Genomic DNA, 19457 nt, shown 5'->3' with positions numbered 1-19457 from the left:
CCCTTGCGGTCCCGCCTGGCCTGCCCGGCCTTAATCCTTAGAGACCGAAGTAATTATTGAATGTTCCCAAGTAATTTTCCCAAGAGACACCTTAACGGACTCTTAAAACACCATTCAGCGCACCAGCACCGGCAAGACCCAGGGAGCCAGCGCGATTTCCACCGGCAGGCGGGCGATCACGTCTCCGTCGCCCTGCACGGGCTCCCCCGCCGGCCCGTCGACGATCACCCGGCGGGCCGGCAGGATGCGGTAATCGGGAAAGCGCGGCAGCCGTCCGGCGGTGACGCCCCAGAGATAGCGCAGGGCGTTGCCCCGCCCCGACCGCGGAAACAGGCAGACATGCAGCCACGGGTCGGCCAGCCGGGCGTCGGGCGCGCAGACGAAGCGTCCCCCGTAGAAGTGCCCCTTGGCGACGATCACGGAGGCGACCTCCACCGGTTCCGCGCCGTCCACCGCCACGCGGTAGGGTCCGCCGCCGCCCGCGGCGATCCGCGCCAACGTTTCCACCGCGTAGGCGCCCTTGCCGATCAGCCGCTTCAGCCGCGGGTCCACCCGCTCGACCACGCGGGCGTCCAAGCCGGCGCCGGCCATCATGGCGAAGGCGCGGCCATTCGCCACACCCAGATGCACCGGCAGAGACCGCCCCTCCGCCAGCACCCGCGCCGTGCCCTCCGCGTCCAGGGGCAGGCCCAGCTCATGGGCCAGCACGTTGGCGGTGCCAAGCGGCACGATGCCCAAGGGGATCGCCGCACCCCCGTCGCCGCGCGCGCCCAGCCCGTTGACCACCTCGTTGATGGTGCCGTCGCCGCCCGCGGCGACCACCGCATCGAAGGCGCCAGGCGCCACCGCGCGGGCCATCGCCTCCGCGTCGCCCCGCCCGCCGGTGGCCCGGAGCGTCACCGCGACCCCATGGCGTTGTTCCAACCGCTCCAGCACGGCGCCCAGACGGCGGGCCCGGCGGGCGCCGGCCACCGGATTGTGGATCACCAGAAGACGCCGTGGCGCTGCAACGGCCGGGCCACCGTTCGGATCGGATCGGAGTTCGGACGTTTCAGACACCGATTCGCCCCCGTCCGCCGCACCGGGGTTCAATGTGACGATACCATGTCAGTTTTGATAAAGTCATTTTTCGCCTTTGTTTCACTGTCAAGAAGTCTCATTGAAATCATCGACCCGAACAGATGCGGACGACTGAAATCATTGTCAAGAGAACTTCTCATCGATATACGGGAAACGTTTCAATGAATCCTTGCCGAAACGGCGATGGAGCGGGACATGAGCGCATCACGCGACGTCAAGCAGTACCGCAGCATCTGGATCTCCGACGTCCATTTGGGCACGCGGGGATGCAAGGCGGAGTATCTTCTCGATTTCCTGAAGCACAACGAGTCCGATCACCTCTATCTCGTCGGCGACATCGTGGACGGCTGGCGTCTGCGCAAGACCTGGTACTGGCCGCAGGCGCACAACGACGTGGTGCAGAAGATCCTGCGCCGGGCGCGCAAGGGCGTGCAGGTCTATTACATCCCCGGCAACCACGACGAGGCCGCCCGCGACTACGCCGGCCTGCAGTTCGGCGGCGTCCAAGTGGTCGAGGAGATGATCCACGTCACCGCCGATGGGCGGCGGCTTCTGGTCACCCATGGCGACCGCTTCGACGTGGTGGTGAAGTACGCCCGCTGGCTGGCCTTCATCGGCGACAACGCCTACGTGGTCCTGCTCCAGGCCAACACGCTGTTCAACTGGGTCCGCCGCAAGCTGGGCTTCCCCTACTGGTCCCTGTCCGCCTTCCTGAAGCACAAGACGAAGACGGCGGTCGAGTTCATCGGCAACTACGAGACCGCGCTGGGCGACGAGGCCCGGCGCCGCAAGGTGGACGGGGTCATCTGCGGCCACATCCACACCGCGGAGATCCGCGACATGGAAGGAATCCTCTATTGCAACGACGGCGACTGGGTCGAGTCCTGCACCGCCTTGGTCGAACACCCCTGCGGCCGGCTGGAGATCATCGATTGGGCGGCGGACATCCGCCGGCGCGCCGCCACGACGCTGCCCGCCCGCATCCCGGCCAAGGAGAAGCCGGAGACTGTGAAGGCAGCGTGAACATCCTGATCGTCTCCGACGCTTGGCTGCCCCAGGTCAACGGCGTGGTGCGCACCATCGGCACCGTCCGTTCGGAGCTGGAGGCCATGGGCCACCGCGTGGAGGTGATCGGCCCCGACCGCTTCCGCACCGTGCCCATGCCCACCTACCCGGAAATCCGGCTGGCGGTGGGCGTGGGACGGCGGCTGAACGCGATGATCGACGCGCTCCGCCCCGACTGCATCCACATCGCCACCGAAGGGCCGCTGGGTTTCGCCGCCCGGCGCTATTGCCTCGGCCGCGGCAAGCCCTTCACCACCGCCTACCACACCCGCTTCCCGGAATATGTGCGCGACCGGGCGCCGGTGCCGCTTGCCCTCAGCTACGCGTTGGTGCGCCGCTTCCACAAACCGTCTTCTGCGGTGATGGTGGCGACGCCATCGATCGAAAGTGACCTCGCCGCGCGCGGCTTCACCAACATCCGGCGCTGGAGCCGCGGCGTGGACACCGAGTTGTTCCGCCCCCGCTCCAAGGACTTCCTGGCGCTGCCCCGCCCCATCGCCCTCTATGTCGGGCGCGTGGCGGTGGAGAAGAACCTGGAGGAGTTCCTGAGGCTCGACCTGCCGGGCAGCAAGCTGGTGGTCGGCGACGGTCCGGCCCGCGCGGAGCTTCAGCAGAAGTACCCGGACGTCCATTGGGCCGGCGCCCGCCATGGCGAGGAACTGGCCCGCCACTACGCGGCGGCGGACGTCTTCGTCTTCCCGTCGCGCACCGACACCTTCGGCCTGGTTCTGCTGGAGGCTCTGGCTTCGGGCGTGCCGGTGGCGGCCTACCCGGTGCCCGGACCGCTGGATGTGGTCGACGGCTCCGGCGTCGGCTGCCTGGACGAGGATCTGAAGGGGGCGATCGAGCACGCCCTGACCATCCCGCCGGACCTGTGCCGGAACCATGCCCTGAACTTCTCCTGGCGACGCTCCGCCGAGCAGTTCCTGGCGAACCTGCGTCCCTTCGCCTGATGCGGGAGCGGGGCCGGCACGCGGCCGGCTCCGCTCCCCCTTGCATCACGCGGCGCGGATGCGCTGCATGAACAGGTCCACGCTCTCGCGCAGGCGGTCGGATTCGCGGTGCAGGTTGCCGGCGGCCCCCAGCACTTCCTCGGCCAAGCTGCCGGTCTCCGACGCGCCGCTGGCCACCGCCCCGATGGTGTCGGTCACGCTGCGGGTTCCGCGTGCAGCCTCCTGCACGTTGCGGACGATCTCCTGGGTGGCGGCGGTCTGCTGCTCCACCGCGGCGGAGACGGTGATGACGATGTCGTTGATGCTGCCGATGGTGGCGCCGATGCCGCTCAGCGCCTCGGCGGAGCCGCGCGCCACCTCCTGGATGCTGGCGATCTGGGCGGAGATGTCCTCCGTCGCCTTGGCCGTCTGGTTGGCCAGGTTCTTGACCTCCTGAGCGACCACGGCGAAGCCCTTGCCGGCCTCCCCGGCGCGGGCCGCCTCGATGGTCGCGTTCAGCGCAAGCAGGTTGGTCTGGCCGGCGATGCTGTTGATGAGCTGAAGCACCGCGCCGATCTTCTGGGCGGCGTCGACCAGACCGTTCACCGTGGTGTTGGTCCGCTCCGCCTCGGCCACCGCGCCGCGGGCAATCTGCGAGGACTGGGCGACCTGCCGGCTGATCTCGCCGATGGAGCTGGTGAGTTGCTCCGACGCGGCGGCGACCGTCTGCACGTTGGCGGACGCCTGCTCGGCGGCGGCGGCCACGGCGAGCGACTGGCGGTTGGTGGCGGCGGCGATCTGCGCCATGCGCTGGGCGTAGCCCTTCATCTCGTCGGACGCCGCCACCGTGTTGTCGGCGATGCCGCGAACGCTGCCTTCCAGGCTGTCGGCAAGCCGGTTCAGGATGGCGCGCTTGCTCTCCTGCTCGGCCGCCGCGTAGGTTTCCAGCAGCACTTCGAGATCGAGCCAGGCGACGCGGCCCAGCGTATCGCGCATGGCGGCCGCCTCCGCCGACTTCTTCGCTCCGAACAGCGACCGCTGAGCCGCCGCCGCGTCGAGGCCCAACTCGCGGACGATGCCGCTGGACACCGTGTGATGGCAGATGGCCACCGCATAGCCCGGCACGCCGTGGTCGTAGAAGGCCTTGGCCAGCCGATGGGCGGACTCCAGGAAGCCCGTCCCGAGATCGCCCGAGACCACACGGCTCCAGTGGGCGACGCGCGCGGCGTGCACGTCCGGCCGGGTCAGGGCGTCGCGGATTTCCGGCCAGGCCGCAAAGGCGCTGTGCCATTGCTCCAGCAGCCGAGGCAGGCGGTGCTCCGCGAAATCCCGGTTGGCGCGCAGACGCGCGATGTCCGCTTCGGTGATGCTGAAGGCCCGGAGCCGGCTTTCCTGGCCGTCACGTTCCTGTACGCCCGCCATGATGTTATCATCCTGAAATGTTGGAGGCTGGCGCGTTGCCCGCCCTCCTTGAAGCTGCCAACGTTTCTACGCCATCAGGATAGCAGCGGATTGCTTCAAAATTATCATAATGGGTCTCAAAATCGTCATACCCTAGTATGCGAGCGAACCCCATCCGGCCATCGGTCTTCCGGTGGGCGTTAGCGCAAAGCCTTACCTCTGCCACAGCCCCCCATGCTAAAGTGGAGGGGACCGCGACCGGGACACCTGGCCGCGTTGGTTTTGTCGGATGGCGTTTCGACCCGCATGCTTCAATCACTCTACCGCGGCCTGACGACCCTTGCCGGGCCGGCGGTTCGTCTGTATCTCGACCGGCGGCTGGCTGCCGGCAAGGAGGACTCCGCCCGCCGGGGGGAACGCTTCGGCACGGCCGCGCGCCCGCGCCCGCCGGGACGGCTCGCCTGGATTCACGCGGCCAGCGTGGGGGAAGCCAACTCCGTCCTGGTCCTCATCGACCGCCTGCTCGACGCGGCGCCGGACCTGACGGTTCTGATGACCACGGGCACGGTCACCTCGGCGGAACTGATGGCCCGCCGCCTGCCGGAGCGCGCCTTTCACCAGTATGTGCCGGTGGACCTGCCGGCGGCGGTCGACCGTTTCCTCGACCATTGGCGCCCCGACCTGGTGCTGTGGACGGAATCGGAGATCTGGCCCAACCTGCTCGGCGCCGTGCGGGCACGCGGCATCCCGGCGGCGCTTGTCAACGCGCGCATGTCGGACCGCTCCTTCAACCGCTGGCGCTGCGCGTCGGGCCTGATCACGCCGCTGCTCTCCACCTTCCAGGTCACGCTGGCCCAGTCGGAGGAGGACGCCGACCGCCTGCGCCGGCTGGGCGCGCGGGGCGTCGTCAGCGTCGGCAACCTGAAATTCTCCGCAGAGCCGCCGCCCGCCGACCCCGCAGCCCTGGCGGCCCTGCGCGCGGCCTGCGCCGGGCGCCCCGTCTGGCTGCTCGCCAGCACCCACCCCGGCGAGGACGAGCTGGCCGCCGCGGTGCACGCGGCGTTGGCCACGCGCCTGCCCGGCCTGCTGACCCTGGTGATCCCGCGCCACGCCCACCGCGGCGCCGACATCGCGGCGCTTCTGCGCGGGCGCGGCCTGACCGTCTCGCGCCGCGGCGAGGGCGTCCTGCCCGCCGCCGCGGACGCCGTTCACATCGCCGACACGATGGGGGAGATGGGGCTGTTCTACCGGCTGGCCCCGGTGGTCTGCATGGGCGGTTCCTTCGTGCCGCACGGCGGCCAGAACCCCGTTGAGCCGGCCCTGCTCGGCTGCGCCGTCCTCTACGGCCCGCACATGTGGAACTTCGCGGAAATCACCCGCCAGCTCGAAGCCGCCGGGGGCGCCCTGCCGGTGGCCGGGGCGGAGGAGCTGCCCGACGCGGTCGGGCGCCTGCTGACCGACGAAGCCGCCCGCGCCCGCATCGCCGCCGGCGCGACGGCGGTGACCGAGGGCAACCGGCGGATCGTCGACCGCGCGCTCGCGGCGCTCGCCCCCATCCTCGGTGTCGGCAGCGTCCGGCCCGCGGCATGAGGACTCCCGGCTTCTGGTACGGGTCCGGCGGAATGGCGGGGGCGGCCCTGGGCTGGGCGCTTGCCCCGCTGGGTGCGCTCCACGGGCTGGCCGGGCGGCTGCGCATGGCCGCGGGGCAGCCGGAGCGGGCGGCCGCCCCGGTCCTCTGCGTCGGCAATCTGGTGGCGGGCGGCGCCGGCAAGACGCCGGTCTGCATCGCCGTCGCCGAGGCCCTGCGCGCCCGTGGCGTGGCCCCGGCCTTTCTCACCCGCGGTCATGGCGGGCGCGAGCGCGGTCCGCTGGCCGTCGACATCGGCCGCCACGACTCCGCCGCGGTCGGCGACGAGGCGCTGCTGCTGGCCGCCCACGGCCCCTGCTGGGTGGCGCGCGACCGTGCCGCCGGGGCGCGGGCGGCCATCGCCGCAGGTGCCTCCATCCTGGTGATGGACGACGGCTTCCAGAATCCCGGCCTCGCCAAGGACCTGTCGCTGATCGTGGTGGACGGCGCGGTGGGTTTCGGCAACGGCCATCTTGTCCCTGCCGGCCCCCTGCGCGAGCCGGTGGAACGCGGCCTGGCCCGTGCCGGGGCCGTGGTGGTGGTGGGCGAGGACCGCGCCGGGGTGGAGCACCGCGTGGCCGGCACCCTGCCTGTCCTGCACGCCAAGCTGGAGCCGGTGGAGAGCGCCGGCGCCCTGGCCGGCCAAGCGGTCCTCGCCTTCGCCGGCATCGGGCGGCCGGAGAAGTTCTTCGCGACGCTGGAAGCGCTGGGCGCCCGTGTGGTGGAGCGCGCCGCCTTCGCCGACCACCATCCCTACCGCCCCGAAGAGGTGATGGCCCTGATAGACCGCGCCAACGCGTTGGGCGCCGTGCCGGTCACCACCGTGAAGGACGCCGTCCGCCTGCCGGACCCTCTGCGCGCCCTGGTCCGGGCGGTGCCGGTGCGCGCCGTCTGGCGGGACCCCGCCGCCCTCGACCGCCTGCTCGCCCCTCTTCTGATCGGGCTTCCGACTGGAGTTCCCAATGGCTAAGCCGCGCGGCCCCCTGGTGTCCTGGCTGACCCGCCGGGTCGCCTATCCGTTGGAAGCCGTCTTCGTCTACGGCCTCTGCGGCCTGTTCCGCGCCCTTCCGGTCGACCGCGCCTCGGCGCTTGGCGGCTGGATCGGGCGGACCGTCGGCCCGCGCCTTCGCAGCACCCGCACCGCCCGCCGCAACCTGGAGCGCGCCTTCCCCGAGAAATCCCCTGCGGAGATCGACGCGATCATCCTCGGCATGTGGGACAACCTGGGCCGTGTCATCGCCGAGTACCCGCATCTGGACGCCATCGGCGCGTACGGCCCCGGCGGCCGGACCGAAGTGGTCGGCGGCGAGCACATCGACGCCCTGCGCGACGACGGCAAGGCCGGCATCCTGGTGTCCGGCCATTTCGCCAACTGGGAAGTGAAGCCCGTCTGCTCCCGCAAGATGGGATTGGAACTGGCGGTGGTCTACCGCGCGCCCAACAACCCCTATGTCGACCGGCTTCTGACCGAACTGCGGGGGGCTGCCGGCGGCACGCACATTCCCAAGGGGCCTGAGGGCGCGCGCACGCTGATCCGGGTGCTGACCAAGGGCGGGCATGTCGGCATGCTGATCGACCAGAAGATGAACGACGGCATGCCCGTCCCCTTCTTCGGGCGCGACGCCATGACCGCCCCGGCGGCGGCGCAACTCGCCCTGCGGCTGGGCATCCCACTGGTGCCGGCGCGCACCGAGCGTCTGGACGGCGCGCGCTTCCGCATCACCGTCCTGCCGCCGGTGGAGCCGCCGAACAGCGGCGACCGCAACGCTGATGTGCGGATTTTGATGGAGCGCCTGAACGCCCTGTTGGAGCAATGGATTCGCGAGCGCCCCGCCGAATGGCTCTGGCTGCACCGGCGCTGGCCCGACTGACGGAGACTTCCATGCCCCTGCCGCTCGACCCGCATCTGCTTCAGCTCTACCTCGTCGCGGCGCTGGTCCTGACGCTGGCGCCGGGACCGGACTCCCTGCTCGTCCTGTCGCGCAGCGTGATGGACGGGCGCAACGCCGGGGTGGTCGCCACCGCCGGCATCACGCTGGGCAACCTGATCCACGCGCTGCTCGCCGCCGCCGGCATCTCGGCGCTGGTCGCCGCTTCGCCGGCTCTGTTCGATGTGCTGCGCTACGCCGGCGGCGCCTATCTCGGCTGGATCGGTGGGCGGGCGCTGTGGAGCGCCCTGCGGACCGGCTTCGGCCGCCGCGGCGGCGAAGAGCAAACCACCGCCAGACCCGAGTCGGCCCCGGCGCACCGCGTCTTCCTCCAGGCGTTGCTGACCAACCTGCTGAACCCGAAGGTCATCCTGTTCTATCTCGCCTTCGTGCCGCAATTCGTCGCACCGGCGCTCGGCCATGTCGCGCTGCAGATCTTCCTGCTCGGCGCGATCCTCGGCGTCATCGGCGGCCTCTATCTGCTGGGGGTGGCCACCCTCAGCGCCGGCGCGGCCCGGCGCGCGCTGTCGAGCGCGAAGGTGCGGGCGGTGCTGGACGGTGTCGCGGGGGTGCTGTTCCTGGGCTTCGCGCTGCGCCTGCTGCTGACCGACCGGCGCATCGCCTGACGGCAAATCCGTCAGGCGGGAAAAGACGTTGCGGAGTCAGTGGACGAGCGTGGCCGGGGGTGTCATAGTGCCGCCCGCGTTTAACCGGCCAGCCCGTCCGGCCGAATGGCTTACCGACCGCGAGCGACGATGAGCGAGAAGATCTCCCTGATCACCTGGATGGCGAACATCCACATCCGGTTTGTCACCTGGCGCCGGGGCAACAAGGTCGGCACCGACCGCTTCGGCAACACCTATTACCGCTCCCCGAGCGCGATCGCCGGCGTCAAGGAACGCCGCTGGGTGATCTATGCCGGCGAGCCGGATGCCTCCAAGGTGCCGCCGGAATGGCATTCCTGGCTCCACCACACCACCAAGGAGCCGCTGCCGGAAGGCAACAGCGCCTTCCACAAGCCGTGGCAGAAGGAGCATCTGCCGAACCTGTCCGGCTCGCTGCAGGCCTACCGGCCGCCCGGGCACCAGTATGCGGGCGGGCAGCGCGTGCGCGCCACCGGCGATTACGAACCCTGGACTCCGGGCTGAGACGCCCGCGCGGTCCCTTAGGAATTTCTCATGCGCCGCAATGTGATTGAAACCGTGCTCGGCGGGGTCGTCCTCGCCGTGGCCGGCTTTTTTCTGGCTTTCGCCTACACCAGCGCCGATTTGCGCAAGGTGAACGGTTACGCCCTCACAGCCAATTTCACCAGCATCTCCGGCCTGCAGAGCGGGGCGGACGTGCGGATCAGCGGCGTGAAGGTTGGGTCGGTCACCGAACTGACGCTCGACCCGAAGAGCTATCAGGCGGTCGTGCACATGTCGATCCATCCGGACATCAAGCTGCCCAAGGACACCGCGGCGGTCATCGCCTCGGAAAGCCTGCTGGGCGGCAAGTTCCTGTCGCTGGAACCGGGCGGCGAAGAGGACATGCTGAAGCCGGACGGCCGCGTCGAATACACGCAGAGCACCCCCGGCATCGAGCAACTCCTGGGCCAGGTCATCTTCTCGCTGCAGAACATGAGCAAGCCCGGCCAGGAGGGCGGCGAGCCGCCCAAGCTGTAAACGCCGCACACCGCGCTACGACGAACGAAGGGGCCTCGCGGCCCCTTTTTTCGTTTGCTCGCCCACTTTTTCCCGTCCTCCATCGGAACAGCCGCGGCCACGCTGGCGTTTCCTTGCCCGGATCCAACACGGCACACTCATCAAAGGAGATCAGCGATGAAAGCCCGTTTCCTGGTTCTCGGCCTCGCCCTGCTCGCCGCCGCCTGCGGCGTCAACACCGAGGAGAAGGCCGCCAGCGGCGCTCTGGGCGGGGCTGCGGCGGGCGCCGTGGTTGGCGGGCCGGTCGGCGCGGTGGTCGGCGGCGCCGCGGGTGCTGCGGGCGGCACCGCCACCCAGAAGGTCGAGGAGAAGGAGGGTACTGCCGGTCCGTCAACCCCCAACGCCCCCTACGGCGGCACCCGCCCCAGCGGCAGCATCACCCAGTAAAGCCGGCCCGACAAAGCCTGCACGGAGTAGACGGGGAGACGCTTCCGGGCTAGAAGGCTGTCGGGTTTCGGCCCACGCCGTTCGACATCACGGAAGCGATCCCCAGTGACGACGATCCAAGTGACGACGACTCCGAAAAGCCTCCGCCTTCGCGGCGCGGCCCTGGCGGCCGCGCTGCTCTGCCTGCCGGCCCTGGGCCTGACCGGCCCGGCCGACGCCGCCCCGGTGCCGGAGGAGATGGTCAGCCGCCACGCCGCCAAGCTACAGGGGCTGGACAAGATCACCGCCCGCACCTCCACCTTCACCATCGCGGTCGGCGAGACCAAGGCGCTCGGCAGCCTGCGCATCACGCTGCGCGCCTGCAAGGAGAACCCGCCGATCGAGCCGCCGGAGACCGCGGCCTTCCTCGAAGTGATCGAGAACAAGCCCGGCGAGCAGGCCGAGCCGGTGTTCAGCGGCTGGATGTTCGCCTCCAGCCCCGCCTTGTCGGCGATGGAGCACCCCATCTACGATGTCTGGGTCCTGTCCTGCGAGGGGGACTGAGCCCAGCCCAGCGCCCCGCTCTCAGCCTTCCGCGCCGAACAGCGCCGCGATGGCCGCCTCCTGGTCGACGCCGCCGAAGTCCGTCGGCACCGCCAGCGCGGCCGCCAGCCGGCGGCGGTACTCGGCGCGCGGGATCTCCACGGCGCCGAACTGGCTCAGATGCTCCGTCACGAACTGCGCGTCCAGCAACGTGTAGCCCGCCGCCCGCAGCCGGGCGACCAGATGCACCAGCGCCACCTTGCTGGCGTCGGTGACGCGGCTGAACATGCTTTCCCCGAAAAAGGCACCGCCCAGCGCGACGCCATAGAGGCCGCCGACGAGTTGCCCCCCGCTCCAGCATTCCACGCTGTGGGCGCAACCGCGCTCGTGCAGTTCGGTGTAGAGCCGCAGGATGTCGCCGTTGATCCAGGTCTTCGGGCGATCCGGCGTCGGTTCCGCGCAGGCCTCGATCACCGCGCGGAAGGCCGTGTCGAAGCGCAGCTCGAACGGGCCGCGCCGCACCGTCCTGCGCAGCTTGCGCGGAACGTGGAAGCCCTCCAGCGGCAGGACGCCGCGCCGTTCCGGATCGAACCAGTACAGCTCCTCGGAGTCGGCGTTCTCCGCCATCGGGAAAATGCCGGCGGCGTAGGCGCGCAGAAGCAGCGATGCAGACAGTTCGATCATCGCCGACACTATAGCCGTTCGCCCCCTCGCCCCCGCAACGTTATCTCAGCGCACCACTTCCGCGCGACAGGTGGCTCCCACCATGGTATGCAACTGGAAGAGGTTCTCATCACAGGAGCTCCAACATGAAGACGGTTCTGTCAGCCATCATCGTATCGGTGGTTGCGTTTCTCTCGATGACCGGCGCGTCATGGGCGCAGCGCAGGGCGGAGCCCGGCACCTTCGATTACTATGTGCTCAGCCTGTCCTGGTCGCCCACCCATTGCACCAAGAATCAGGGCGACGCCGACCCGGACCAGTGCGGGGTGGAGCGCAAGTTCGGCTTCATCGTCCACGGCCTCTGGCCGCAATACAGCAACGGCGGCTACCCGGCCACCTGCAGCCGCGATCGCACGGTTCCCCGGGCGGTGGTCGACGCCACCATGCCGGTGATGCCCAGCGTCGGGCTGATCGTGCACCAATGGACGAAGCACGGCACCTGCAGCGGCCTGCCCGTCACCGATTATTTCGCGCAGGTCCGCAAGGCCTTCGCCAAGGTGAAGATTCCTGAGGCGCTCCAGGCTCCGAAATCCGACCTGTCAATCCCGGCGACCCAGGTGGAACGCCTGTTCGTCCAGGCCAACCCGGGGCTGGAACCGGAGTCGGTGGCGCTGATCTGCTCCAAGCGCGACGTGGCGGAGGTGCGGTTGTGCCTGAACAAGGACCTGTCCTTCATGCCCTGCGGCGCCAAGGTGGTCGATCGCTGCCGCCGCGACGCGCTGCTGACCGCGGCGCCATAGCCCCATCCGCCCCCGACGCTCCCCTCTTCCCTCCGGGGAAAGGGGCAAGGTTGCCAATTCCTGTTGGAGCAGAAGCTCGCCAAACGAAAAGAGCCCTTCCTCCCCATCGGGAGGAAGGGCTCTTTTCGTTGAACCGCTCGGCGAACCGTTCGACGGCTTACTTCTTCATGCCCATCAGCTGTTCGAGCCAGTGGATGTCGTAGTTGCCGTCGATGAAGGCCTGCTGCGCGATGATGCGCTGGTGCAGGGGCAGCGTGGTGTCGACGCCGCCGATCACATACTCCTCGATCGTCCGGCGCAGCCGCATCAGGCACTCGTTGCGGGTGGTGCCGTGGACGACCAGCTTGGCGATCAGGCTGTCGTAATGCGGCGGGATGCGGTAGCCGTCGTAGAGCGCCGAGTCGACGCGCACACCCAGGCCGCCCGGCGCGTGGTAGCCGTCGATCTTCCCCGGCGACGGGATGAAGGTCTCCGGATGCTCCGCGTTCACGCGGCACTCGATCGAATGGCCCTGGAAGCGGATGTCCGCTTGGCCGTAGCCGAGCGGGGCGCCGGTCGCCACGCGGATCTGCTCGCGCACCAGATCGATGCCGGTGATCATCTCGGTGATCGTGTGTTCGACCTGCAGGCGGGTGTTCATCTCGATGAAGTAGAACTGCCCGTCTTCGAACAGGAACTCCATCGTGCCGACGCCGCGATAGCCGATGGCCGCCGCCGTCTTGGCCGCCAGATCGCCGATGAAGGCGCGCTGCTCGGCGTTCAGGGCCGGCGACGGGGCTTCCTCGATGACCTTCTGGTGGCGGCGCTGCACGGAGCAGTCGCGCTCGCCGAAATGCACGCAGTTGCCGTGCTCGTCGCCGAGAAGCTGGATCTCGATGTGCCGGGGCTTGCCGAGATACTTCTCGATGTAGACTTCGTCGTTGCCGAAGGCGGCGCGCGCCTCGCCGCGGGCGAGCTGGTAGGCTTCCTTGAGCTGGTCGGGGTTGCGGGCGACCTTCATGCCCTTGCCGCCGCCGCCCGCCGCCGCCTTGATGAGGATCGGATAGCCGGTCTCGCGGCCGATCGCTTCGGCCTCTTCCAGCGTCGGCACCGGGCCATCGGAGCCGGGGACCACGGGCAGCCCCTGTTCCATCACCGTCTTCTTGGCGGTGACCTTGTCGCCCATGATGCGGATATGCTCCGCGGTCGGGCCGATGAAGGTGAAGCCGTGCTCCTCCACCATCTCCGCGAACTGGGCGTTCTCCGACAGGAAGCCGATGCCGGGATGGATCGCGTCCGCCCCGGTGATCGACGCCGCCGACAGGATCGCCGGAATGTTCAGGTAGCTTTCGCGGGCCGACGCGGGACCGATGCACACGCTCTCGTCCGCGAGGCGGACGTGCATGGCGTCGGCGTCGGCGGTGGAATGCACCGCCACGGTCTGGATTCCCATCTCGCGGCAGGCGCGGTGGATGCGCAGAGCAATCTCACCGCGGTTCGCGATCAGGACCTTCTCGAACATCGCCAAGGGATGATCCCCGCTCACTCGATGATCATAAGGACTTCGCCGAACTCCACCGGCTGGCTGTCGGAGATCAGGATCTCGACGACCGTGCCGCCCCGCGGGGCCTTGATGGGGTTCATGACCTTCATCGCCTCGATGATGAGGACGGTCTGGCCGGCCTTCACCGTGTCGCCGACGCGCACGAAGGGCGTGCCGCCCGGCTCGGCCGCGGCGTAGGCCGTGCCGACCATCGGCGAGGTGACCGCGCCGGGATGGCTGGCGGGCTTGCCCGCCGGGGCGGCGGCCGGAGCCGCAACGGGGGCGGGAGCGGCGACCGGAGCGTGCACGGCCACCGCTTGGGCGGCCGTCGGGCGGGTGACGCGGATCCGCTTCTCGCCCTCGGCAAACTCGATCTCGCTCAAGCCCGTCTCACGCAGGAGATCCGCGAGCTTGCGGACCAGATCGCCGTCGATGTCGAAGCTTGCCATGGTGTTCGTTTTTCCCGTGTTCCTTAGTCGCGCTCGAGGATATTCGCCATGGCGTCCAGCGCCAGCAGATACCCGTGCGGGCCGAAGCCGCAGATCATCCCCTTGGCCACCGCGGAAATGTGCGAGTGGTGGCGGATGGCCTCACGCTTGTAGATGTTGGAGAGATGCACCTCGACGATCGGCAGCTCGGACAGGATCAGCGCGTCCATGATGGCGACGGAGGTGTGGCTGTAGGCGCCGGCGTTGATGACGATGCCGTCATGCTCCGTCCGCGCCTGCTGAATCCAGGAAACAAGTTCGCCCTCGTGGTTCGACTGCCGGAAGTCGATGGCCAGCCCGAGCTGTTCGGCGCGTTCCTGGCATGCGCCTTCCAGGTCGTCGAGCGTCATGGAGCCATAAATGTGCGGTTCGCGCACGCCCAGCATGTTCAGGTTCGGTCCGTTCAGGACCAGAACGGAAGCGTCGATGGCCACGGGCCACGCCCCTTTTCCAAGATCGAGTCCGCGCGTTTATAGCACTTTGCGTCGCGCTGGCAATGCCGCATGGCGCAAACATTACGTCCATTCGGCGTGTTCTGCCTCCTTCGGCGCCAAACGCCTCACGGCGCGGCGGACAGATGACGGCGCAGGATCTCCTCGAAGGCGCCGCCTTCCTTCAGCTTCTTCAATCCGGCGTTGAAGGCGGCCAGGATTGCCGCCGCCTCCGGCAGCGAACGGGAGAGAATCAGGTGCTGCCCGGCGCGGGCATAGGGCAAGGGGGCGACGCGGATCTCATCCCCGGCCATCGCCTTCGCCACCGCGCTCCGCCCGGTGAATTCGTCGATGACGAAGGCGTCCACACGGCCCGAGGCGACCATCCGCACGCAGGCCGGCAGGTCCGCCGGGCTTTCGCGCGTCAGGGCGCCCGCCGCGGCCAGTTCCGCCAGCTCCGGCGGCAGGGCGTAGCCCACCGGAGCACAGACCGTGCGACCCCGGAAATCCTCGGGGCTGGTGAACGCCATGCCACTGCGGACGGACAGATAGACGAGCTGCCGCACCTCCAGAAGCGGGTCGGAGAACAGCATCTCCATCTCCCGGTCCGGCGTGCGGACATAGGGGAAGGTGCCCAGGAACTTGCCCGCCAGCACGCCGTCGTAGCCGCGGCGCCAGGGCATGAAGCGCACCTCGTAACGCAGCCCGACCTCACCGAAGGCGCGGCGCACGATGTCGGTCAGCAGGCCGCCTTGCGGCAGATCCTCCCCGGTGAAGGGCGCGAAGTCGTTGCCGGTGACCAGATCCAGGGCCGACCCAAAGGGGACCGACCCAAGGGGGGCCGAGCCGGACGACGCCGCCCGGACGGGACCGAACGCCGCCAGCAGCAGGAGCATGGCCAGAACACACCGGCGCCCCGCCATCGCCCAGCCCCTCCCCTCACCCGTTGCCGTTCGCTCACTCCGCCGGGGCGCGGTTGCGCCGCCCGGCGGGGTCGGTGAACAGGTCGTTGATGCGCTGGACATGCTCCGCCACCGCCTCGCGGATGGAGAAGATGCGCTTCTCGGCCCCACCGCTCCAGCCCACTGGCTTCTTGCGGAAGATCGAGCGGAAGAAGCGGGTGTTGCGCAGGAAGCCCTGCTGGAGGTTCAGGTCCACATCGCCGTAGCGCTCCGGCAGGCTGCGGGCGACGCGACGGGCCATGAAGGAGCGCAGCCAGAAATGGCCGGCGCCGAACAGGCCGCCCAGCACCACCAGCGCCGCCAGCACCCCGACCGGCAGGCCGCCGGCCCAGGCCGGCTGCGACTGGGTCAGCCAGGTGAGGAAGACCGACACCGTGTCTCCGCCGGCGAGGCTGGCGATCCCGCCGAACAGCAGGGCGAGCAGGGCCAGCCACACCGCATCGCCGATCAGCACCAGCTTGCGCCAGCGCTTCATCGCCGCGGCGAGCTGCGGGACGATCTCGCCCTTCAGCTCCTTCACGAGGCTGTCGATCATGCCGACGATGCGGTAGGCGCGGGCGACCTCCACCTCGTTGATGCGCACCTGGAGTTCGGCGAGGTCGGAGTCGCGCCGTGCCTCGTAACGGGCGCGCACCGCGTCGTCGGCGATGGCGACCGCCGACTTGCTGTCGTAGAGCGCGTAGAAGCGGCCCGACACCAAGCCGGCCTGGGCGATGGCGCGCTGCCACGCGCCGAACACCGCCTCCAGATTGTCTTCCTTCGCCGTGGTGTCGATCTGGTTCAGGATGTAGCAGACCTTGCGCGCGTCGGCGCGGTCCACCGTCTTGGCCACCAGATGCTTCAGCGTGTCCTGCATCGCCCCCGGCTCCGGGTGGCGCCCGTCGAAGAAGACCAGCACGAGGTCGGACAGCTCGACGATGTGGTCGACCAGTCGCAGCACCGAGCGGCGCTGGTCGTCGGCGTCGAAGCCCGGCGAGTCGATGAAGATCTTGCCGCGCGTCCGGTCGCCCGACAGCGTCTTGAGCTGCAGGTAGTTGTCGATGCGCTTGCCCTCGCCGGCCGCGACCTTCTCGATCTCGTCGGCGATCCGGTAGAAGGGAAAGCGCGGGTCGGCGTTCAGCGCGGTGCCCGGCAGGGCCTCGCGCCGGGTCTCCTGGCCGTGGCAGATCACCGTGAACTTGTCGTCCACCGCCTGGTTGCCGGTGTTCTGCAGCGGCGCGCCGAGATAGCCGTTGAGGAAGGTGGACTTGCCCGCGGAGAAGGTTCCCAGCACCGCGATCATCGGCCACCAGGGAATGCGCGTGGTCAGCGACTCGTGCGGCCCCAGCAGGCCCAGCCGGACCAGCACCCGGTCGAAATTGCGGAAGGTCGGAATGACCGGGAGGAGGTTCGGGTTTTCCGCGCGGAGATGCGCGTCCAGGGCGGCGAGGCGCTGCTGGAGGGCTTGCCTGGGGGTCATGGCCGGCCGGGTCCCGTCTGCTGTGAAATGGGGTGACGTCTCGTGTCGGAGGCATTCTCTAGCACGAGGGCCCGTTGCGATGGACAGCGAAATCGCCGTGACCGGAAACGCCGTGACGGCGGCGCGGCATCGGTCCTATCCTGATGCTGTCGTCCCATTCCAAGCATGACCGTGAGGGGGCAAGGCCAGTGACGCAGGGACCGCAGGGCCACGGCGCCCATCACCACGATCACGAGCATCATGACCATGACCACCATCACGGGCACGGGCACGAGCATGGCCATGGGCATTCCCACACCGCCACGGTGACGGCGGACAGCGAGCGGCGGATCCTGCTGGTCCTGCTGATGACCGCCAGCCTGATGGTGGTGGAGGTGGTGGGCGGCGTGCTGTCCGGGTCGCTCGCCCTGCTGGCCGACGCCGGGCACATGCTGACCGACGCGGCGGCGCTGGCGCTGGCCTGGCTGGCCTTCCGGCTGGGGCGGCGCCCGTCCGACCGGCGGCGCAGCTTCGGCTACCACCGGCTCCAGGTGCTCGCCGCCTTCGTCAACGGCCTCAGCCTGTTCCTGCTCTCCGCCTGGATCCTGTGGGAGGCGGCGCAGCGGCTGATGGAGCCCCAACCGGTCCTGGGCGGCACCATGATGGCGGTGGCGGTGCTGGGCGGGCTGGGCAACCTCGCCGGCCTCTACATCCTGCACCGCGGCGACCGTGAGAACCTGAATGTCCGCGGCGCCGCCCTTCATGTTCTGGGCGACCTGCTCGGCTCGGTGGCGGCGGTCGCGGCGGCAGGCATCATCCTGGCGACCGGCTGGACACCCATCGACCCCATCCTGTCGGTGCTGGTCGCCCTGCTGATCCTGCGCGGCGCCTGGGAGGTGGTGCGGCAGAGCGCCCACATCCTGGTGGAGGGCACGCCGGTCGGCATCGACGTGGACGAGTTGCGCAGCGCCCTGCACGAGGCGGTACCGGCGGTCACCGACATCCATCACGTCCATGTCTGGTCCCTGACGGCGGAGAGGCCCCTGCTGACCATGCACGCCGTGGTGCCGCCGGGAACCGACCGGGACGCGGTGCTGCGCGATCTGGTCGAAACCCTGCGCGGACGCTTCGGCATCGGCCACGCCACGGTCCAGGTTGAAACCGGCCCCTGCCCGGACGCCCGGGAGATGCACCACGCGGCCTGACACGCGTCCGGCCTGTGACCTTCTTTGGCGGCATGGATCAACGACGGCGCCCGAAACGTTGCTTTCGGCATGATTGCCGAAAACGACGCTGACGCCGACACCGATTCCCTGCGCCTGACCGCGGAGGAGCTGGCCTTCCTTCTCAGCGATCCGCAGAGCCACGCGGACCGGGAGGAGCGCAACGCCCGCGCCAACCGGGCCCGCACCGAGCGGCGGCGCAGCGACCCCGCCTATGCGGAACGGCTGCGCAACGAGGACCGGCTGCGCCAGCGGCGGTGCCGCGCCAAGGCGGCCATCGGCCGGCCCGAGCCGGAACCGGAACCGCCCGTCCCCCTGCCCGCCCTGTCGGCGGCGGACGCCCTGCACCGCCTGGAAGCCCATCTGGAGTCGGCCGCCACCCCACAGGCGGCCCAACTCCGCCGTCGCCCGGACGCCTTGCGACGCTACGCCGCAGCGTTCGAGCTGTACCGCAGCCTGTCGGAACGGGGGGAGCGCCCGACGCGCGGCGCGCTGGCCGCCGCCTTCGCCGCACGGCTCGGCCTCGCCCTCACCCCGTCGCAAATCCAGAAGCTGCGCGATCAGGTGGAAAGATTCGCTCGTCCGGGCGGTCCCTGGCACGCCGGCTGACCGGTAGCATGAAAAGGCCGATACAGCGCGTCACGCAGCCCGGCCCTTACGGCCTCTGTTCGGCCTGCAAACGGTCGTTAACGCGCTATTAACTATGAATTAAGGAAGCGTTAAGGCTGTTCGGGGGGGCCGCCGCGCTTGGCAATCCGCACCGGAGCGCTGCGTGACATGCTGTATCGGGCTTCACCGTCGCTCTAAAGGTCGGTCGGGGCGTTCGGCACCGGCGGTTCGGACTTCGGCGGCGCCGGTTCGGCCGGTGACGGATTGGGCGGTGCGGGGCGCGAGCGGTCCAGCCGGCGGATGACGATGTCGCCCTCCGGCGTGACTTCGGGCGGAGCGAACATCGGCACCTGCCGCACCCACCCTTCCAAGGCCTTCATCAGCAGTTCCACTCCCTGGCGGGCCTGCTCGCCCGGCGTGCTGGGCGCGCCGGGACCCGGTGGGGTGGCGCCGGGCGGGGGCGGTGTGTCGGCGGCGCACGCCGGCACCGTCCACAGGGCACCGGCAAGGAACAGAGGCGCCATGAGATTTACGGGGATGAGGCGGCGCGCGGTCATGGGTTCGTCACTCCCGGTTGGTGATCAAGGCCGGTGTGAAGGCCTACCCTGACAAACGTCCGCGCCACCCTTTCCATCGCACGCTTTTTTCAGCGCGCGCCCAATCACAACGTCTTGCC

General features: G+C 69.4%; 22 protein-coding genes. 13 read left to right on the top strand and 9 right to left on the bottom strand.

The features are described 5' to 3' along the window. Positions 1–114: 114 nt before the first annotated feature. Positions 115–987 carry a diacylglycerol kinase family protein gene (locus FHW79_RS05540; protein ID WP_348984053.1) on the bottom strand — a complete coding sequence of 291 codons (873 nt, stop codon included), beginning with the start codon at positions 985–987 and terminating at the stop codon, positions 115–117. Between the two features lie 288 nt (positions 988–1275). Here FHW79_RS05540 and FHW79_RS05535 point away from each other — a divergent pair, with 288 nt between their 5' ends. Continuing rightward, complete coding sequence (locus FHW79_RS05535; protein ID WP_183178007.1) at positions 1276–2103, top strand: UDP-2,3-diacylglucosamine diphosphatase; 828 nt, start codon at positions 1276–1278, stop codon at positions 2101–2103. Continuing rightward, on the top strand, positions 2100–3098 hold the full coding sequence (locus FHW79_RS05530) for a glycosyltransferase family 1 protein (protein WP_183178006.1): 999 nt from the start codon (positions 2100–2102) through the stop codon (positions 3096–3098). Before FHW79_RS05535 ends, FHW79_RS05530 begins: the two co-directional genes overlap by 4 nt. A gap of 45 nt (positions 3099–3143) precedes the next feature. On the opposite strand, the gene FHW79_RS05525 is transcribed toward FHW79_RS05530, so the two are convergent. Beyond that, positions 3144–4499, bottom strand: coding sequence for a globin-coupled sensor protein (locus FHW79_RS05525; protein WP_183178005.1), 1356 nt, complete (start codon positions 4497–4499; stop codon positions 3144–3146). A gap of 285 nt (positions 4500–4784) precedes the next feature. Between FHW79_RS05525 and FHW79_RS05520 the strand changes: the two genes are divergently transcribed. The 8 genes from FHW79_RS05520 (at position 4785) to FHW79_RS05485 (ending at position 10666) form a co-directional block, all read left to right on the top strand. Next, positions 4785–6068: a 3-deoxy-D-manno-octulosonic acid transferase gene (locus FHW79_RS05520; RefSeq protein ID WP_183178004.1), complete on the top strand. Its 1284-nt coding sequence runs from the start codon at positions 4785–4787 to the stop codon at positions 6066–6068. 32 nt (positions 6069–6100) lie between these two features. After that, positions 6101–7075 (top strand): tetraacyldisaccharide 4'-kinase, encoded by a 975-nt coding sequence (gene lpxK / locus FHW79_RS05515; protein ID WP_348984074.1) that lies wholly within the window; start codon positions 6101–6103, stop codon positions 7073–7075. After that, positions 7068–7976, top strand: coding sequence for a lipid A biosynthesis lauroyl acyltransferase (locus FHW79_RS05510; protein ID WP_183178002.1), 909 nt, complete (start codon positions 7068–7070; stop codon positions 7974–7976). The genes lpxK and FHW79_RS05510 overlap by 8 nt, the downstream gene beginning before the upstream one ends. An 11-nt stretch (positions 7977–7987) precedes the next feature. Next, on the top strand, positions 7988–8659 hold the full coding sequence (locus FHW79_RS05505) for a LysE family translocator (RefSeq protein ID WP_183178001.1): 672 nt from the start codon (positions 7988–7990) through the stop codon (positions 8657–8659). 129 nt (positions 8660–8788) lie between these two features. Continuing rightward, entirely contained in the window at positions 8789–9181 is a 393-nt protein-coding gene (locus FHW79_RS05500; protein ID WP_038526645.1) for an NADH:ubiquinone oxidoreductase subunit NDUFA12, read from the top strand. A 30-nt stretch (positions 9182–9211) separates the two neighbouring features. Beyond that, positions 9212–9697 carry an outer membrane lipid asymmetry maintenance protein MlaD gene (gene mlaD, locus FHW79_RS05495; protein WP_014241151.1) on the top strand — a complete coding sequence of 162 codons (486 nt, stop codon included), beginning with the start codon at positions 9212–9214 and terminating at the stop codon, positions 9695–9697. Positions 9698–9853: 156 nt separating this feature from the next. Next, positions 9854–10123, top strand: a complete 270-nt coding sequence (locus FHW79_RS05490; protein ID WP_137114903.1) for a hypothetical protein — start codon at positions 9854–9856, stop codon at positions 10121–10123. 105 nt (positions 10124–10228) lie between these two features. Further along, positions 10229–10666 carry a DUF2155 domain-containing protein gene (locus tag FHW79_RS05485; RefSeq protein ID WP_348984052.1) on the top strand — a complete coding sequence of 146 codons (438 nt, stop codon included), beginning with the start codon at positions 10229–10231 and terminating at the stop codon, positions 10664–10666. A 21-nt stretch (positions 10667–10687) separates the two neighbouring features. Here the strand turns inward: FHW79_RS05485 and aat are convergent, their stop codons facing one another. Then, positions 10688–11329 (bottom strand): leucyl/phenylalanyl-tRNA--protein transferase, encoded by a 642-nt coding sequence (gene aat / locus FHW79_RS05480; RefSeq protein ID WP_183178000.1) that lies wholly within the window; start codon positions 11327–11329, stop codon positions 10688–10690. A 125-nt stretch (positions 11330–11454) separates the two neighbouring features. Here aat and FHW79_RS05475 point away from each other — a divergent pair, with 125 nt between their 5' ends. Further along, positions 11455–12108 (top strand): ribonuclease T2, encoded by a 654-nt coding sequence (locus tag FHW79_RS05475; protein WP_183177999.1) that lies wholly within the window; start codon positions 11455–11457, stop codon positions 12106–12108. A 157-nt stretch (positions 12109–12265) separates the two neighbouring features. Here FHW79_RS05475 and accC read toward each other — a convergent pair whose 3' ends face one another. The 5 genes from accC to FHW79_RS05450 all read right to left on the bottom strand — a co-directional run bounded on the left by accC (position 12266) and on the right by FHW79_RS05450 (position 16970). After that, entirely contained in the window at positions 12266–13609 is a 1344-nt protein-coding gene (gene accC, locus FHW79_RS05470; protein ID WP_183177998.1) for an acetyl-CoA carboxylase biotin carboxylase subunit, read from the bottom strand. A 20-nt stretch (positions 13610–13629) separates the two neighbouring features. Then, positions 13630–14079, bottom strand: a complete 450-nt coding sequence (gene accB / locus FHW79_RS05465; protein ID WP_183177997.1) for an acetyl-CoA carboxylase biotin carboxyl carrier protein — start codon at positions 14077–14079, stop codon at positions 13630–13632. Positions 14080–14102: 23 nt separating this feature from the next. Then, positions 14103–14552 (bottom strand): type II 3-dehydroquinate dehydratase, encoded by a 450-nt coding sequence (gene aroQ / locus FHW79_RS05460; RefSeq protein ID WP_014241158.1) that lies wholly within the window; start codon positions 14550–14552, stop codon positions 14103–14105. Between the two features lie 125 nt (positions 14553–14677). Next, the gene (locus FHW79_RS05455) at positions 14678–15472 is read right to left on the bottom strand and encodes a transporter substrate-binding domain-containing protein (protein WP_183177996.1); all 795 of its coding nucleotides are present in this window, start codon (positions 15470–15472) and stop codon (positions 14678–14680) included. Positions 15473–15506: 34 nt separating this feature from the next. After that, positions 15507–16970: a dynamin family protein gene (locus tag FHW79_RS05450; RefSeq protein WP_183177995.1), complete on the bottom strand. Its 1464-nt coding sequence runs from the start codon at positions 16968–16970 to the stop codon at positions 15507–15509. Between the two features lie 188 nt (positions 16971–17158). On the opposite strand from FHW79_RS05450, the gene FHW79_RS05445 reads away from it, so the two are divergent. Together FHW79_RS05445 and FHW79_RS05440 are read left to right on the top strand one after the other, a co-directional pair. Further along, positions 17159–18154 carry a cation diffusion facilitator family transporter gene (locus FHW79_RS05445; RefSeq protein ID WP_348984051.1) on the top strand — a complete coding sequence of 332 codons (996 nt, stop codon included), beginning with the start codon at positions 17159–17161 and terminating at the stop codon, positions 18152–18154. Positions 18155–18223: 69 nt separating this feature from the next. Then, entirely contained in the window at positions 18224–18781 is a 558-nt protein-coding gene (locus tag FHW79_RS05440) for a hypothetical protein (RefSeq protein WP_183177993.1), read from the top strand. A 194-nt stretch (positions 18782–18975) separates the two neighbouring features. On the opposite strand, the gene FHW79_RS05435 is transcribed toward FHW79_RS05440, so the two are convergent. After that, positions 18976–19338, bottom strand: a complete 363-nt coding sequence (locus FHW79_RS05435) for a hypothetical protein (protein ID WP_183177992.1) — start codon at positions 19336–19338, stop codon at positions 18976–18978. Between the last annotated feature and the right edge of the window lie 119 nt (positions 19339–19457).

This window comes from Azospirillum sp. OGB3, assembly GCF_014192915.1.
GTDB lineage: Bacteria > Pseudomonadota > Alphaproteobacteria > Azospirillales > Azospirillaceae > Azospirillum.
The sequence above is the reverse complement of the archived record's forward strand: the minus strand, read 5'-3'. Positions and strand labels throughout refer to the sequence as shown.

Bases quoted from the DNA above. Each gene is read 5' to 3' on its own strand.
- FHW79_RS05475 (WP_183177999.1), top strand. From the start codon at position 11,455: ATGAAGACGGTTCTGTCAGCCATCATCGTATCGGTGGTTGCGTTTCTC.
- FHW79_RS05510 (WP_183178002.1), top strand. From the start codon at position 7,068: ATGGCTAAGCCGCGCGGCCCCCTGGTGTCCTGGCTGACCCGCCGGGTC.
- FHW79_RS05505 (WP_183178001.1), top strand. From the start codon at position 7,988: ATGCCCCTGCCGCTCGACCCGCATCTGCTTCAGCTCTACCTCGTCGCG.
- FHW79_RS05440 (WP_183177993.1), top strand. From the start codon at position 18,224: ATGATTGCCGAAAACGACGCTGACGCCGACACCGATTCCCTGCGCCTG.
- accC (WP_183177998.1), bottom strand. From the start codon at position 13,609: ATGTTCGAGAAGGTCCTGATCGCGAACCGCGGTGAGATTGCTCTGCGC.
- FHW79_RS05455 (WP_183177996.1), bottom strand. From the start codon at position 15,472: ATGGCGGGGCGCCGGTGTGTTCTGGCCATGCTCCTGCTGCTGGCGGCG.
- FHW79_RS05450 (WP_183177995.1), bottom strand. From the start codon at position 16,970: ATGACCCCCAGGCAAGCCCTCCAGCAGCGCCTCGCCGCCCTGGACGCG.
- FHW79_RS05435 (WP_183177992.1), bottom strand. From the start codon at position 19,338: ATGACCGCGCGCCGCCTCATCCCCGTAAATCTCATGGCGCCTCTGTTC.
- lpxK (WP_348984074.1), top strand. From the start codon at position 6,101: ATGGCGGGGGCGGCCCTGGGCTGGGCGCTTGCCCCGCTGGGTGCGCTC.
- FHW79_RS05500 (WP_038526645.1), top strand. From the start codon at position 8,789: ATGAGCGAGAAGATCTCCCTGATCACCTGGATGGCGAACATCCACATC.
- FHW79_RS05520 (WP_183178004.1), top strand. From the start codon at position 4,785: ATGCTTCAATCACTCTACCGCGGCCTGACGACCCTTGCCGGGCCGGCG.
- FHW79_RS05535 (WP_183178007.1), top strand. From the start codon at position 1,276: ATGAGCGCATCACGCGACGTCAAGCAGTACCGCAGCATCTGGATCTCC.
- mlaD (WP_014241151.1), top strand. From the start codon at position 9,212: ATGCGCCGCAATGTGATTGAAACCGTGCTCGGCGGGGTCGTCCTCGCC.
- accB (WP_183177997.1), bottom strand. From the start codon at position 14,079: ATGGCAAGCTTCGACATCGACGGCGATCTGGTCCGCAAGCTCGCGGAT.
- FHW79_RS05490 (WP_137114903.1), top strand. From the start codon at position 9,854: ATGAAAGCCCGTTTCCTGGTTCTCGGCCTCGCCCTGCTCGCCGCCGCC.
- aat (WP_183178000.1), bottom strand. From the start codon at position 11,329: ATGATCGAACTGTCTGCATCGCTGCTTCTGCGCGCCTACGCCGCCGGC.
- FHW79_RS05525 (WP_183178005.1), bottom strand. From the start codon at position 4,499: ATGGCGGGCGTACAGGAACGTGACGGCCAGGAAAGCCGGCTCCGGGCC.